At 32.5% G+C, this 15,658-nt stretch carries 14 protein-coding genes; 13 read left to right on the forward strand and 1 reads right to left on the reverse strand.

The features are described 5' to 3' along the window. Positions 1–365 precede the first annotated feature (365 nt). The 11 genes from ACHB7C_RS03385 to ACHB7C_RS03435 all read left to right on the forward strand — a co-directional run bounded on the left by ACHB7C_RS03385 (position 366) and on the right by ACHB7C_RS03435 (position 11,287). Positions 366–1,100, forward strand: a complete 735-nt coding sequence (locus ACHB7C_RS03385) for a type IV pilus major pilin (protein WP_210856228.1) — start codon at positions 366–368, stop codon at positions 1,098–1,100. A 65-nt stretch (positions 1,101–1,165) separates the two neighbouring features. Further along, the gene (locus tag ACHB7C_RS03390; RefSeq protein ID WP_349483536.1) at positions 1,166–2,815 is read left to right on the forward strand and encodes a prepilin-type N-terminal cleavage/methylation domain-containing protein; all 1,650 of its coding nucleotides are present in this window, start codon (positions 1,166–1,168) and stop codon (positions 2,813–2,815) included. A gap of 18 nt (positions 2,816–2,833) precedes the next feature. Continuing rightward, positions 2,834–3,286: a TcpQ domain-containing protein gene (locus tag ACHB7C_RS03395; protein ID WP_052219277.1), complete on the forward strand. Its 453-nt coding sequence runs from the start codon at positions 2,834–2,836 to the stop codon at positions 3,284–3,286. Between the two features lie 15 nt (positions 3,287–3,301). Further along, positions 3,302–4,777: a type II and III secretion system protein gene (locus tag ACHB7C_RS03400; protein ID WP_198861418.1), complete on the forward strand. Its 1,476-nt coding sequence runs from the start codon at positions 3,302–3,304 to the stop codon at positions 4,775–4,777. 3 nt (positions 4,778–4,780) lie between these two features. Beyond that, on the forward strand, positions 4,781–5,323 hold the full coding sequence (locus ACHB7C_RS03405; protein WP_395346397.1) for a hypothetical protein: 543 nt from the start codon (positions 4,781–4,783) through the stop codon (positions 5,321–5,323). Positions 5,324–5,333: 10 nt separating this feature from the next. Further along, complete coding sequence (locus ACHB7C_RS03410) at positions 5,334–6,155, forward strand: hypothetical protein (protein ID WP_042843762.1); 822 nt, start codon at positions 5,334–5,336, stop codon at positions 6,153–6,155. Then, a complete protein-coding gene (locus tag ACHB7C_RS03415; RefSeq protein ID WP_166684941.1) occupies positions 6,143–6,658 on the forward strand; it encodes a hypothetical protein in 516 nt (171 codons plus the stop codon). The genes ACHB7C_RS03410 and ACHB7C_RS03415 overlap by 13 nt, the downstream gene beginning before the upstream one ends. Positions 6,659–6,831: 173 nt before the next feature. Continuing rightward, on the forward strand, positions 6,832–8,205 hold the full coding sequence (locus ACHB7C_RS03420; RefSeq protein ID WP_210814873.1) for an ATPase, T2SS/T4P/T4SS family: 1,374 nt from the start codon (positions 6,832–6,834) through the stop codon (positions 8,203–8,205). Beyond that, positions 8,189–9,217 (forward strand): type II secretion system F family protein, encoded by a 1,029-nt coding sequence (locus ACHB7C_RS03425; protein WP_042843760.1) that lies wholly within the window; start codon positions 8,189–8,191, stop codon positions 9,215–9,217. Before ACHB7C_RS03420 ends, ACHB7C_RS03425 begins: the two co-directional genes overlap by 17 nt. 14 nt (positions 9,218–9,231) lie before the next feature. After that, positions 9,232–10,452: a hypothetical protein gene (locus ACHB7C_RS03430; RefSeq protein ID WP_129465923.1), complete on the forward strand. Its 1,221-nt coding sequence runs from the start codon at positions 9,232–9,234 to the stop codon at positions 10,450–10,452. 31 nt (positions 10,453–10,483) lie between these two features. Beyond that, positions 10,484–11,287 (forward strand): A24 family peptidase, encoded by an 804-nt coding sequence (locus ACHB7C_RS03435; RefSeq protein WP_217008307.1) that lies wholly within the window; start codon positions 10,484–10,486, stop codon positions 11,285–11,287. Positions 11,288–11,332: 45 nt separating this feature from the next. Here the strand turns inward: ACHB7C_RS03435 and ACHB7C_RS03440 are convergent, their stop codons facing one another. Then, the gene (locus ACHB7C_RS03440) at positions 11,333–13,393 is read right to left on the reverse strand and encodes a M66 family metalloprotease (protein ID WP_166686539.1); all 2,061 of its coding nucleotides are present in this window, start codon (positions 13,391–13,393) and stop codon (positions 11,333–11,335) included. A 1,312-nt stretch (positions 13,394–14,705) separates the two neighbouring features. Here ACHB7C_RS03440 and ACHB7C_RS03445 point away from each other — a divergent pair. Continuing rightward, a complete protein-coding gene (locus ACHB7C_RS03445) occupies positions 14,706–14,894 on the forward strand; it encodes a DUF4762 family protein (RefSeq protein WP_166685961.1) in 189 nt (62 codons plus the stop codon). 83 nt (positions 14,895–14,977) lie between these two features. Then, positions 14,978–15,658, forward strand: coding sequence for a DsbA family protein (locus ACHB7C_RS03450; protein WP_042844330.1), 681 nt, complete (start codon positions 14,978–14,980; stop codon positions 15,656–15,658).

Here is a 15,658-nt window from a genome sequence, read left to right on the forward strand (position 1 = left end):
TAGGAATAATCCTAATCGGTGGGTGTTTATATACTGAATAGATAAATGGTGCATACATATTAAATATGCTTTATGTATAAGATATTAAATAAAAGTTAATAAAGATTACAAGGTGATTACGACAATTAAATTTATAATAATAAAACCATGTTGACTGAAAAATAATTTGAACTAATAATTATTGCAATGAGAGGTAGTGATAAAAGGATACGGCCAATAAACATTTAATATAAACAAAATAAAATCTTGAAAGGTAATAAATAGAGTTACTATTAATAAAGAGAGTAACTAATTTAAATAATATATAATTTATCAATGTTATTGAATTTATAAAAATATATCAAATCAATATTTGAGGAATAACTATGTTCAAAGTGTATCAGCAGACTCAAAATTTAAAAATGAAACTCCTAAAAAAAGTATCTAAATATCACGAAGTAAAAAATCAGCGTGGTATGACATTACTCGAAATTATCATTGTATTAGGCATTGTCGGAACAATTGCAGCAGGTGTCGTCGTATTAGCACAACGTGCATTCGATAGCCGTGCAATCTCAGACTTAGTGAGCAATACAAACTCAATACGTATTGCAGCTAAAGAAGCTTATCAACGCGCTCCAGGTTACCCAGCAGAGGCAGGAACAGATTCTGCGAACTATACATTTGAGTCAATTAAAGACGCAAAAGAATCTACAGCAATTGTGGCACGCTTAGTTCAGTTAGGCAAAGTTTCGACAGACGAAGCGCGTAATAATATTTCTAATAACTTTATTGCGATCTCTGGAGCCATGACAGTAACGGGGCAGCCAGCAACGGGGCTGCGTGGGTTTGTTGTGGAATTAAATGGACTTAATCAAGAGCAGTGCCGTGCGGTTATTTCCCAATCAGGAAATTTATGGGATTACGTTGAAGTCGGTGTAGCAGCAGCTGGAGCAAGTAGCTTGACTGCAACAGCAAAAAATCTCGCTGTAGAAATAACAGATGATTCACCTATCCTGCGCTCATTGCATGCCGATGGTAATAAAAACATTAAGCCAGATGACATCGCAACAGTTTGTGTCGATTCGCCAACTAACGCAGTTATTTTAGGTAGTCGTTAATAAATAGAGACTAATAACTCGCTAATAAAACCTCTCTTTAATTAGAGAGGTTTTGAGAAATAAAGATGAAAAAAAGTAAAATAGCAGGTTATTCATTACTTGAAGTTATTATCGTCCTTGGAATAATTGGTGTGATAATGGTTCCATTGAGCCGCTTTATTATTAATAGAATTGAAGATAACCGTCGCCAACAAATTTCAGATACAATCGTTGATGAAATGTATCGTTTTATAGACTTTGTTAATAGTGACGAACTAGAAACAATAGATGGGAACCTCAAGCGAAATCCTTTATTTCAAATAGGAAATAAAAAGCCAGAATACAGTAAGCGTGTGAGTAACTATAAAATTGAAGATGAATTAACTCATGATAATTTACACTTTAATTGGGGAAGTGGCATTGGAAGTGAACGTAATTACTTTACCGATGAAACTTGTCAAGGAAGCCTACTTGAATTATCACTAAAAAAAGAATTTTTGAAATGTACAATTGACCCTTTAATTAGCCAACAGCCTGTTTTATCTATAGAAAGAATTGATCTTATTGGTGACACCAAAAGAAAAACAATTGAGCGAACTGATTTTATCGCAATGTACCACCCACAAAAAGAAGAAGAAAATTTATACATTGACAATTTATATAATAACTTTATGCAATCATTTAAAGATAAGTCCCTATATTTAATTCAAGCTGATATAGTTTTTAAAGAAAAAAAACATAATGAAAATACTAACTGGAAATTATTAAAGAAAAATGATCAAAATATCAAGTTTGGAGAATTAGCACTAAATGCTGATACTTTAAGTAATGATAATTATAATTATGGAATACGTTTTAGCTTCAATAGTAAAGCAGGGAAATATTTAAAATCCGATGGTTCTGTTAATACCGATAAATTATGTTGGAATACAAAAAATAGTCAATATGGTCCTTGTTTGACAGCAAAAGATGAGAATAAACTTGTATTAACGAGTGGCGCTCCAGATAAAAATGAAAAAATGCCTGCTTTATGTTGGGATACTCAAAATAAAGCAAAATCTGTTTGTTTAGAATTGAAAGAATTACCCGGAGACTTCAGTATAACGGATGCTCAATATTTAGATGACAGTAATTTTATACTCACCAAAGAAGATAATAAAGGCAATCAAATAGCAGGAACATTGGTCGCTAATGTAGTTATTGAAGATAGTCATTATGAAGGCTCTAAATTAGTCAAAGAATATCGTACCGTCCCTGAAGTAAGTTATCACAGTTTTACAGGCAATAATAAGAGCATGATTGTTGGTGAGAATTATGTTGGAGATGATCTCAAAGAGGATGGGGTCATTACTATACCAAGAAAGTTATGTCCGGTAGTTAATGACGTAAGGTTATGGCCAAGGTTGACAGTCGCAGTTTCATCAATGACGCCAGTTGTATTTGATGATGAAAAAAATATTTTAGATGTTGACCTCTCTCACGAGTCGAGTACAAGAATAAACAAAATAAAAAACGTAGGGTTATCTGCAGGCGTCGTATTACAGGCTAGACATGGCAGCATTGCTGGCACAGCAACGACACCATTTCAACCGACTTGGATTATAAGTGCTTCATTAGGTGTAAATAATCCAGAGAACGGGGATTCCAGTACTTATGTTAACCCTAAATCATTATCAATTATGGCAGTTGAATGGTGCAGTTCAATTAAAGGGGATTATTCTACTTCATATGATTAGTAATAAGGTATTCATATAATGAAATATAAAATGAGCGTGTTTATTTTATGTAGTTTAGCTTTCTCTTCTATTGCTAACTCAACAATAGGTCAACAAGGATGGGTTAATTTAAAACCGATGAAAGAAATTAAATCGGTTTCTGATTCATCAAAAACTGAACAGCAAAATATCAATATAGAACAAATGACTGGTGATAAAAAAGAGGGTGAAGAGCAACGGGAGGTTATGAGTCATTTAATACTTAAGAAAAATGAGCTTTTAAGCCAAAGTATTGAAGAGTGGACAAAATTTAATGGCATTGATTTTATTTGGAATAGCCCAAAAGATATTGTCATTTTTAATGAGATCACAATTGATGGTACAGATAGGATACAAGTTTTAGAAAAATTAGGTAAACAACTGTCTTACCAAAAAGCAGGGTTTTATTTGAAGTTTTATGAAGAAAACAATGTTCTCGTGATTGATAATTGATAAGTAGAAAATAAAATGAAAATGTGTAAATTGGTTTATATTCTATTGCCATTACTACTTCAAGGATGTAGTAGTTTTTTTGAAGAAAAATATAATGACAAAGAATTATTTGATAGAGTAACTGACCTTCAAGATATTGATAGTAGCAAACAAGAGACATTTTTATCTCTAGGTACATCATATTTAGGAAAAGAAGTCAGTTACGATCGTCAGCAGAAAAAAGTACTCGATAAAGAAATTAATTTGACAACTTATGCACCTGTTAACATTTATACCGTATTAGAAATGTTAGGTGAACAAATGGAAATTACCTATAAAGTTGATGCGAGTACTCCTCAAGAGTTGGCTGAGAAAGCTACGGCTGGTGAGGATATATTAAAAAACACAGTATATACTATTAATTTTAAAGGTAATCTAGACGAATTTATTGGTTATTTATCAAATTTGTATGATGTAAGTATTCAACTGAAGAAGAATAATTTACTAGAGGTTAAATTATATTCAAACTTTGCGATCAACCTTGATTATTATGGGACAGATAATAACTATGAAGCTAGTTTAGATATATCAAGTAATGAGGCAGCCTCATCTAGCGGATTAAAAGGTAAATCAACAACCTCATTTAAATCCTCGTTCTGGGCAGATGTGAAAGATATGATGGATAAATATATCTCTTCAGGGGTATATAATATATTTCAAGACTCATCTATTTTGACGTTTGTTGGAAGGCAATCAGAATACAATCATGTCAATAAGGTTCTAGAGCAATACAAACAAGCAAATAGCCGTCAATTTGTTGTTAGCTATAAAATTTATATACTCGACAAGTCAAAATCTAAAAACTTAGAAGCAGAGTTGGGTTTTTCTTACAACAGTGGTGGTACGCAAGTCGGGTTTAATCAAAGTTTGCTGACTAAGTTAACTGGAAGTCTTAATGCTAATTCAAATTTTCATGGTGGTGAAAATGCCAAATTTCGCTTAGCCGCACAACTTGACGCTGTTTATAATTTAACTGGAAGTAAAATTTTGCAAAGTGGGTCTTTTATTACTCGTAATAATATGCCAATCCCGCTAAATTTAACTAAGACTCAACATTATGTATCTGGCATGACTTCAACTAAAAATGCCAATATGGATATTACTGAGAATCAGTTAACAACCGATCAAATTGTGACAGGGAGCAGTTTTATTATTACTCCGAGAGCCTTATCTGATGGGAAAATTGAAGTTGCTAGTGGATTTACACGTAAAAATCTGATTGGCATAGAAAAATTTGATAATGTTCAACTGCCTAATTATACAACAACGGAAATGTTTAATACTTCTGTAATTAAACCGGGTGATTTACTGATCGTTGGTAAATATGATGAAAATACAGAATCTGATGGACAAAAGGCAGGTATTTTATCAGCTATCTTAAAAAGTGAAGATGCGAATTCAACTATTATTATGATTGTAGGGATAGACAATTACTTTTCAATTAATGAGTAAGCCATGACATTAGCAGAGTTACTAAAGAATAAGCTGACTATTGGTGGTATATGGATTGATTCGAGCCAAACAGAAGAGCATCGGCATCGATTTTGGCTTGAGTCAACCAAAAAAAAATGTAGGAAAATTAGGTATAAAACTCGTAATGGTATGAAGGAAGTGTTATTTCCTAAGCAAGTGAAATTACACGAAATATTAGCTTTATATATTAAAGAACTTTATGGCGATGGCATGTTTTATGCTCCTATAGTTGAGGGTGATATTACACATTATTATTTAATATGCATTAAAGATGATTGTGTAATCTCTCCAATAGATACAATCATAACGGAGGGAATGCTCTCCTATATTTTGAGTCAAAAAGATACATCAATATATGGCTCTTTAGATGTGACGGTTATTAATAATGATATATTTGATGCAATTTATGAAGAGTATTTGAATCAGGAAAAAAAGTATCGTAATACAATCATTAAAGTTTCAGCGGCAATTGCTTGTGGGATAAGCATATTCACAATCATTATTTATATTCTATCCTTATATTAGGGTTATTAGTATGAAAGATATTCTTTCTGGCTGGCGTGAGCATGGCTTATTGAAAAGTAAGTATATGCTAATCATTAGTATTGTAATAGTATTAATTATAACCATTTCTGGTGTAATGTATTATTTACATTATAAAAAAACAGAAAAAGAGGCATTAGAAAAACAACAGCAGCAGTTAGTTCTCAATGATAAAAAGAAAATTACAAATTTTTATTTATCTCAGTTTCATGGGTATCAAGCTGATGATCTTATCATTATATTAAAACAAATTTTACTCAGTAGTTATGCATTTACAGCAAGTGGCTTCAATGAGGATATGTTTACTTGTAATGAAGATAACTGTCAATTTTCATACAAATTAAAGCCTGGTGCTATTTTTAATGTTCAAGATAAATTTTTTTTCAATGAACGCTACGAAGGGATTATTAGCCCAGATAGCTTGGATTTTTCTAATTTACAATTGAAATATACTGATAATAGATTGGAAAATAAAATAACTTCTCCTGAGGCAAAATTGCATGTACCTACTTGTAATGATTATATAAACTATGTTTATGCATACAATTCATCAAAAGATAACGAGAAAAAAAAGATAAAATTAAATGAATTACCATCTTCCTCTGTGTCAAATATAGAAAGTAAATATTCAGGGTATCCAGATAGCCATAATTTGTTATTTGCAAAATTTGAAATGACTTTTAAAAATAACCCATTGGAAATTAGTTACTTATTAAACGGTCAACCTTATATTGATTATTATGTTTTTAAATCAATAGAGAAATTAGATGTTAACAATATTAAAGTTACAGGAGTTTTTGCATGCAAAAGATAATGTTTTCTATTTTAACATTAGGTATAAGCCTACAGTTCGCTTATGCAGATCCGCAAGCAGAAAGTATGGAATTACCAAGCATTGAAAATAAAGAAGTATCAGTTGAACAAAAAAATATTGTTGACTTAATGCAACGAAATCTTCAATTTGAATCAGAAAAATTACATATTGAAAATCAAATTACGCTAGCTAAGTTAAAAAAAGAACTAAAAGAGGTCAATGAAATTTTAAATGAGTCTCCTAGTCAAGAAACTGTAGCAACCAAGGAAATGGATAATGATGTCGAGGAACAACGAATTAATGAACTGATGGATACTCCCGTTAAACCAATGGATAAGCCAAAAGTTATTATGATTTCTTATGTTGCGGGTATAAAAAAAATAGGGGTGGTGAATAGTGAGAATAGCCGCATTTCTTTTGTTAGTGAGAATAAACCATTTAGTATGAATGGAATGCGATATCGAGTTATTCTAAAAAACAATCAATATAAAGTTGTAGATTAATAATGTTCCAATCAATTGATTTTATTAACATAAATTGTATTGAAGGTGGGGTAAAGGCATTAGAAAAATGCCACTTTGAGTTGCTTGAAAAAAATTTAATCATTGTTGATTATAATAAATCCAAGTATTTAGTTATCAATAAAATTAAGATTGATAAACTAGAGAGTATATATATGGATTTATATTATACGCGTTCAGTTTATAAGAAAAATATTTGTGGGTTTATGTTGAGTACTGAATCTCAATATTACCAAATTATTGAAAAAGCAACTCGAGACAAGAGCAGTAACCTATTATATGAAACCAGTGATGTCCAAAAAGAACTAGAAAGTTTATTGCAGGTTGCCGTTGATACTGGGGCGAGTGATTTACATATTACTCGTGGGGATGTTATTTCAAAAGTAGAGTTTAGGGTTAATGGCTCTTTAATTTTATATTCTCAGTTAACATCTGCTAGTTGTGATGAATTGGTGTTTGTATTGTATAACGTTGAAGCGACGACTAAAGAGACAACATGGAATCGCCAACAACCGCAAAGTGCCAATATTTTGTATGATTTGAAAGGTAAAAAATACCGGTTTCGTTATGCACATTTCCCAATATTTGGAGAGACAAGTGATTGTTATCATTGTGTATTGAGAATTATACCTGCTTCTATAGATACTAACCCTAACCCTCAATTGGAGAGTACAGGGTTATCTGAGGTAGAAATTGAAGATATTAAATCAATACTAAGTAATCCATATGGTGCTTATTTTATTGCAGGAACAACGGGGTCGGGGAAATCAACAACATTAAAGACAGTTATTGAATGGCTACAAATAAATCGGTTTAACAACAAAGGTTGTTTTTTAACGGTGGAAGACCCCGTTGAATATTATATCTATGGTACCAAACAAAGTTCAGTATTAGATGTCGATGGTGGAGGGTTTCATTCCGCGATTAAATCCGCATTACGTCGTGATCCAGATGTACTTATGATAGGTGAAATACGAGATAAAATTTCAGCTAATGCATTATCTGGTGCAGTTGAAAGTGGCCATTATTGTTTCACAACCGTTCACGCAGGGAGCATTGTAACATTATTACAGCGGCTATCGGCACTCGGTATTACAGGAGACAAACTGTGTACACCTGGTTTTATTGCGGGCCTACAGTGTCAAAAGTTAATGCCAGTACTATGTTCGCACTGTAAAAAATCAGAGCTTGCCATTTTCGGTTCCCGGGAAATTGAAATATCAGTGCTTAACCAAGATGGCTGCCAGCATTGCAAATATACGGGTATCAAAGGACGTAAACTCGTTATCGAATATATGCGGCCATCAATTGATGAATTATCTGCAATAGCGAAAAATAATTGGCTTGAAGCGTATATGCACTGGCGTAAAAAAAGGCTAATTGGAAAAGGAATTGGTGAGGGGTTTCAAATTAAAGAAAAAACGCTGTTATTAGTAATTGAAAATAAAGTTTGTTACCACTGGTTTACTCATGAATTTGGCGCTATTCCAGCAGAAGATATGGAGGTAATTTTTGAAAAAATTCACTAAATCTCAGCGATTATATTTATATCAATTTTGTGCTGATATGATTAACTCTAACCTTCCGATTTATGATTCAATCATAAAACTAAAAAAAGAAGGGGAAACGGTTATAGGCAAAGGGTTTGTCAATAAATTGAATTATTTATTAGACAAAATGGCGAATAAAGAATCTATTGCATCCGTTTTTGATGGGATGGTACCAAAGAGTGAATTAAGTTTAATCTATTCTTCAGAGAAAAGTGGGGCACTTGCCAATGGCTTTACCAGTATCGTTGAGGTTATTAAATATAAAGACCAATTAATGTCAAAAGTCATCAAATCAATAACATTTCCTTTGATTATGTTGGCTTTATCTTTAATTGTGATAGCAGGTTATGCGGTCAAAGTTTTCCCTGCCTTTGAACGAGTACTACCGGTTACGCGTTGGCCTGTTGTGACCAGTTCATTATATGAATTTGGCTTGGCTTTATATAATGGGTTATGGGTTTATATTTTAGTAGCAGTCATCCTATTAACGATAATAACTAGGGTTATTATGGCAAATGTAACTGGGTTATTTAGGGATAGGTTTATGGACAGAGTAGTACCATTTTCTACTTTCAAACAATTAAATGCTTCTATTATATTAAATAGTTTGTCAGGGATGTTAAAAAATAAAATCCCTATTAATGATGCATTGACAATATTGAGTTTAAATGCCAATAGATGGTTAAAAAGTCATATTAATATTATGAAAGTTAATATGGCCAAAGGTCAAAACTACGGAGAAGCGCTGAATACAGGGTTATTAAATGTACATGAGCTTTTGAATATTAGTTTGTATTCCGCATTACCATCATTTCATGATGTATTAACATCAGTATCTGAAAAGTCAAAAATTAATATTAATGACAAAATGGATAAGCTTGCAGGATTATTAAAATCATTTTCAACATTAATATTAGGCGGTTGTGTCATCTGGGTGTTTATTGCACTATTTTCGTTATCAGATCAGTTATCTAAGATGTCCCAAATGTAAGTGAGAGGTTAATAATGAAAAAAGTAATTTTTTGTACCGTGTTGCTGCTGCCCATAATAGCGGTTGCTAAAACAACAAAAGGTGTTAATTATATTAATAACACTGCTTCTAATCCAATAATGTCGGTTTGTGCTAATACATCGACGCCATTACCTATATTTATTTCTACATTACGTGATTTTGGTTTAACATCTAAATTTAGTAATCGAGTAAATGTATCGGTTACTGCAGAATATTGGACTGAAGAAGAACGGGGTATTCCTATAAAAATTGCTAACTTTTTTGCAATGGATACGATACGGAAACCTGATGGTAGAACGCCGTTACTTGGGAATTATTCTACAAAAAAAGAGGTTTCGCCCATACCGATGAGCGCAAGAGAGTACAGTGGTATGTCAATCTCGGATGCAGGTTTGGGAAAACCGACAAAAACTGATCGGAAACGTACTTTTGAGTCTTATAATAGCCAAATACTCTATATCAAAAATCGAGGTGTTTACAACGCTAACTATTTTCCAAGGCAGCAAGCTGCACCAACTACTTATGGCGGTGGTGAATACTTTCGACAACCTGACGATATTATTTGGTTACCCGGACGCGCAATAAAAAAACTGACAATTCATATTTATGATTCAAACCCACCAGCATCTCCACCCGAACTAAAAGGGAGACCGGCACCTACAGTTACATTTGAGTGGAAAGCCAAAACAGGTTATAACCCAAAATCATCTGTTCCGCCTATACTGGAATTAACAAGTGTGACTTATTCTGGACAAGGTAATAGTTCTTGGGGGTCGGAATCTGCATCAGATAATGATATTGACAAGACGCTATATGGTAATGCAAGTGTATTAAGTAGCATAACATTAGGGGAAAAATACACATTAGCAATGGACTGGAACCGAAGCCCTATTATTAGAGACCTTGCGACTAACCCATTTTATTCTAGAGCATACCAATTAGAACGGGATGCATTTAAAGCGGGAGATCTGGATTTTGCTCAATTAGTCAATGCGATAAGTCAAAATAAAAAATTAAGTGCTTATGATATTAACCTTAAAAAAACAGATTTTATTTATACCAATATTGATGCAATAGATAGAGATCTGGGATGGGGGCATGGAGGAAAATATAAAATAACCTATTTTAGAGGCAGTATCAACGCTTATAATAATGTATATATTGATCAAAAAAAATATGAAAAAGACGGTTCAATAATGAAGATTTGTGACTAGTATGTTAGAGTTTATTCATTATTATTATACTGTGATTGCCATTATTATAGGCTGTTGTGTTGGTAGTTTTATCAATGTAGTAATATATCGTTTGCCTATTATAATATTTACACGGGGAGAGGTGGGGAATTTTTCATTAAGTTTTCCTGGCTCTCGATGCCCAACTTGCAAAAATAAAGTATATAAACGGGACAATATTCCTATATTAAGCTGGTTAATTTTAAAAGGGAAATGTCGACATTGTCATTGCCCTATATCGAAACTTTATCCTCTTTCAGAATTTATTTTTGGCTTTTTTTTTGGTTTGGTTATTTTCTACTATTATTTTGATAGGGAACTCGCTACATTGGTGATGTTTTTAGGGTTATGTTCCGTTTGCTATGTTATATTTTTCATTGATCTTAAATGGTTAATTATTCCAGATGAACTAAACTATTTGTTAATTTGGCTCGGGTTATTAAGTTCTGTAATGAGCTGGACAAATATAACTCCTTTGCAATCTGTCACAAGCTGTATGCTCGTATGGTCAGTGATTAAAATAGTTATTTGGGGGTTCAAATTGTCGACAGGTAAAGATGGGCTCGGTGATGGTGATGCCAAACTGTTTGCTGCAGGCGCCACTTTTATTGGGTTATTTGCGATCCCTTGGCTTATTTTGTTATCGGTATTATTTGGTTTATTAACTTATTTAGTTGTTAGGTCTGTTAATTATAGACCGGATCGAGGAGAGTTTGCTGAGTACTATGATATTGATGAAAAAAGTTACATTCCATTTGGACCTGCTATTTGTTTAGCTATAATGGTATTAGTTTTTTATTTCCATATAATGATGTGATTCTCCACATAAACTCCTCGTTTATATAAACGAGGAGTTTATCAACTAATTAGAATTGATAGTAAAGGTTAGGTCATCATTACCTAAATTAATCTTACGGCTTGTAATCACTGAGCCATTATGAATGACCCTAGCTTCTACGGGGTGTAAACTTCTTTCGATATTCACGTGAAATTGGTTCATTTCATTTCTATTAATTTGAATGGGGGCTAACTGAAATTGTAAACATCTTCCAGTTATAAGGCTGACTTCGAGGTAATCTAAATCTGTATCGAGTTTATTACTATCATCAGGATAGACCATCCCATAAGAACCATTAAGGGCAGGGTAAATATAACTTGGCAATTTATTTTCGGGGTCATGTAACCCTAATAAGGTTATCACCTTAACACCTTGCTTGTAAGGGACCAAATCCTTAAGAAGTGCATCATCATCATGCATAATCCATTCGCGGCCATCAGAGATATAATGTAGTACTTCATTATTATGTATAATTTTCTGAGTATCATTTAGATGAAGAGTAATACTATAACTTGCTGAAGTATCAATAGTAATTAAATAATCCGGGTAATTATTGGGGGTAGGGAAAATAATATTAGGTGCGTGTCTACCATTATAACAGTGGATCATAGCTTCTTTATTAAACTGGAAAATATTTATTAATTGCTCTTCGGTGATATCTTTACCATTTTCTATGGGGACATCACTATAAATATATTTTGATGTGGTATGACGGTACTCTCTCATTTGTTGTAATTCTTCATCCCAGCGAGAAAACCCTGTGGCCGAGTTAACATTAAAAACAGCTTTACTTTCAAGAAAATGTTGAATTTGGTTAAGGGAATGAGGAGTATGTAAGGTAAATGCATTGTATTTTTCATACATAGGTGACCCCCCAGCCATTGCATCATGGCCGAGAGAGTGTTCCTTATAAGGGAGTGCGAATAACCCTTCACCTTCATTTTCTAAATACGTGGGTTTATTTCGTGTTGCGCTTTCAAAATTGGGAATAAAAAAATTATTGTGGCTATCCCATCCCCATGTTGAATTTCGCTGGCTAGGAACGGCGTTGACAGAACCATAAAATCCACCGGGGTAGTGCCCTAAGCCATAATTATGTCCAATTTCATGACTAAATTCATTACGAATAGTGTCATCTAATGTCGCCATACCTGCACCACCAGAACCGCCGTGCACTTGTAACCCATTTTCATATTTTCCTATAGAGGTGTGTACGGTTATTTGTGGTGTTACCATGTTACTCGCTTTGTCTCTTCCTGCATTGAAAAAGCCGTAGTTGGCAAAATTAATTCCAGATGCAATTAACGATTTTGCTATGTATTCCCGCATAATGCCGGTGTGCCAACCCCCATCACCAGGAGCAATACCTACCAGTAGCCGGCCATCATGCAACATAAGTTCGGTTAAATAAATAGGATCGTAGGTTGTTACCGTTAAGCGAGATAAGGGGACTTGTTGAAAATATTGCTGATGATATTCATGCATTTGTTGAAATTCGAATTTGTCCCTATAGGGTGTTAACATACCAATAGCAATAGTATGGAGAAGTAACTCATTAGGTGCACCAATATCTATATATTCAATATCTCCTTTTTTATCTTGATGTGTAAATTGTAAGGTAATATTAGGCTTAATAAATTGGCTTGGCACTATAATTGACCAACAATTACCAATATAGTCTATTTTTGATAGGAATTGGTCACAGTTATTTTCTGTATTTATTTCGAACCAAGTGCCATCTACATTAACGAGTGTAAGTTCGTCACCTGTAGCTAACTCAACATTTCTACCATTGAAAAATACTGAAAATCGATAAGTTGATTTACATTGAAATATGATTTTTTTTCGCGAATATTTTTCATCTGACTCAACTTTGAATGATGAATTATAGTGACCATCGCTGGTGATTATTTTAACCGTATCATGATTAAGAATAATATCATTAAAATAATCGGGGTCATCTAACTGATGCAATTGTTTATCATTACTAACAATGATAGTAACTTCATTAGGATGGGGTTGGGGAGGACTAATATTGGCATAGATTGGTTCACAAGTTGACGTTAGCTCATTTGGATTTTTCATCTTAGCTTCAAATATAATACGTTTTTGTTTATCAAAAACAAATAACTTGACGTCATCATTATGCGCTATGAATTCTCTAGGTTGGAATAGAAACATAGTTTTTCGATTAGATATTATTCTTGGTTGAATATCATCAGCAATATGCTTTCCCGCTGGGATTATACAATTCTGTACATAATGAACTGAACCTGCCAATGTACCGCTTGTATCACTTTTATATTTGTTATTATTAAAATGAGAGTTATTTCCTTTAGAAACAATAAGTTTATTGAAGTAACCTAATGATTTATTATTTTGTAATATTATAGTTTTGTCATGTGCCATTTTAGTTTTCTCATTTATAAAGCATGATTTTATTTCATGCGAGGTTGTTTGGGGCGTTTTAATAATAGATATATAACCAAAATTGAATCTATATTATTATGATTTTTTGTGTATATGGATATGATATATTTAAGTATATAATTAATTTTTTTAGTTAATAAATAAAATTCAAGTGACATTGTTTTAAATGAAGATGTGGGAAATTAATTATTGTTATGTTTATTCTGTTAAGCTATATTTATTAGGTAAGTAAAGTTTAACTTTCATTTTCATGATTCGCTAATTAGGAGGCAGTTTATTGCCTCCATTTTTTTACTATTTCAACATTAGTCTTTATGGCTCCCTCATGTTAATTTTCAGTGTATTATTATTTATACACATTAGAAAATAATGAAATCAATTACCTTTGTAATTAATGTTATTAATGCAAGTTAATATTATTAAGGTTATGTTTATCAATATGACAACTTGGTGAAAAGTATCTGATAGTATGTAAGTGAAATTTTAACTGGTGTTTTTATTAACCCTTAGAATACTCCTTTTTAAATTATTACTCTTATGAGGGGTAATAGATTGTATTGACCTAAATATTTAAATTTTTAGATGTGTTAAATCAGTAAAACAATATTTCTAATTGTTAATATTTATATATATCACTCATGAAATTAGTGAAAAATAAAAATAAATACAATTATCTGATTTTACTCCAATGCTGTCATTATTCCAATATTTAATCTGTGATAAATGATGGGGTGGAGTTAAGTAATAACCGAAAAACTGGTTAATCCCTAATAAGGATAATTATAACATGAATATAGGCAGGGTTTAGGATTGAATAGCTACCCATTAAATTGAACTTATATTATTGTTATGCATATAATCCAAACCGCCTTATTGGCTACTTAGTCAAAATTATTAAGGCGAAATATTTAAATTGATTTTATCTAATAGCTAATAGTTAATAGCTAAAAATAAATAAGGAAATTATATGAAATTGTTAAATACAGTAGATGCATCAAAAGTTATTGGTGGAACAGCGCCAGTGTGTGAAACATCATTTGATACTGTAACAGTAGGCGCTGGCCTGACAACCTGCCAACAGATCACAAAATGTACTGATAAGCACGGTGAAGTAAGTTATAAAGCACAACCTGCAACAGGTAAATGCCCTTTATAATCTAGTTGTTATGTAATAATTATAAAGCATGCTGAGGAGGGATTCTTTGCATGCTTTGCTTTCAATCCAATGGTAAAACTGTAATGAATAATAGAAAAATATCTAAATTAACGATTATCATATATACCTTGTTTGTCATTATGATTTCTGTGCTTACAACAGTCATGTTTTATCATGTTTTTATTTTTGAGACCTTTAAAGATAATAGTCAAAGTCAGCAAACATTTTTTGAAATTTCTGCCGAAAAAGTATTGTCGAGCCCAATAAAAGAAAATAACAGTATTATTGAGGTTATGTCATATGGATGTTATTACTGCGGTATAAATAATGATGCCATCATGAAGTTTGCAGAAGAACTGCCTGATGATGATAATTTCAAAGCAATACACTTAGCAAGTAAGTATACTCCACTAGCGGCCTATGCACCTATTTTTGCGACTTTAGAAGAAATGAATATTGAGCCTAGTTTACGCTCAGCCATTTTTAATTCTGTTTTAAATGATAATGTTGATTTTAAAAATCAAGTCGAACTATTGGCATGGTTGAAAAAGCATAATGTTGATACTGAAAAGTACCTTGAAATTAGCAATACCCCAGCTGTAGCTGAAAAACTTGATTATATGGAGAGCATTGCTGAATTCTACAATATTACGGCAACACCCGCTTTCATTATCAATAAGCGCTATGTTGTTTATCAAGACCGTGATTTTCCTGAATTTACTAAGTATATGGCAGAACTTTTAGAAAAGAGTAAGCAGGAGTAA

It is taken from the genome of Providencia sp. 2024EL-00732 (genome assembly GCF_044006275.1).
Classification (GTDB): Bacteria; Pseudomonadota; Gammaproteobacteria; order Enterobacterales; family Enterobacteriaceae; genus Providencia; species Providencia huashanensis.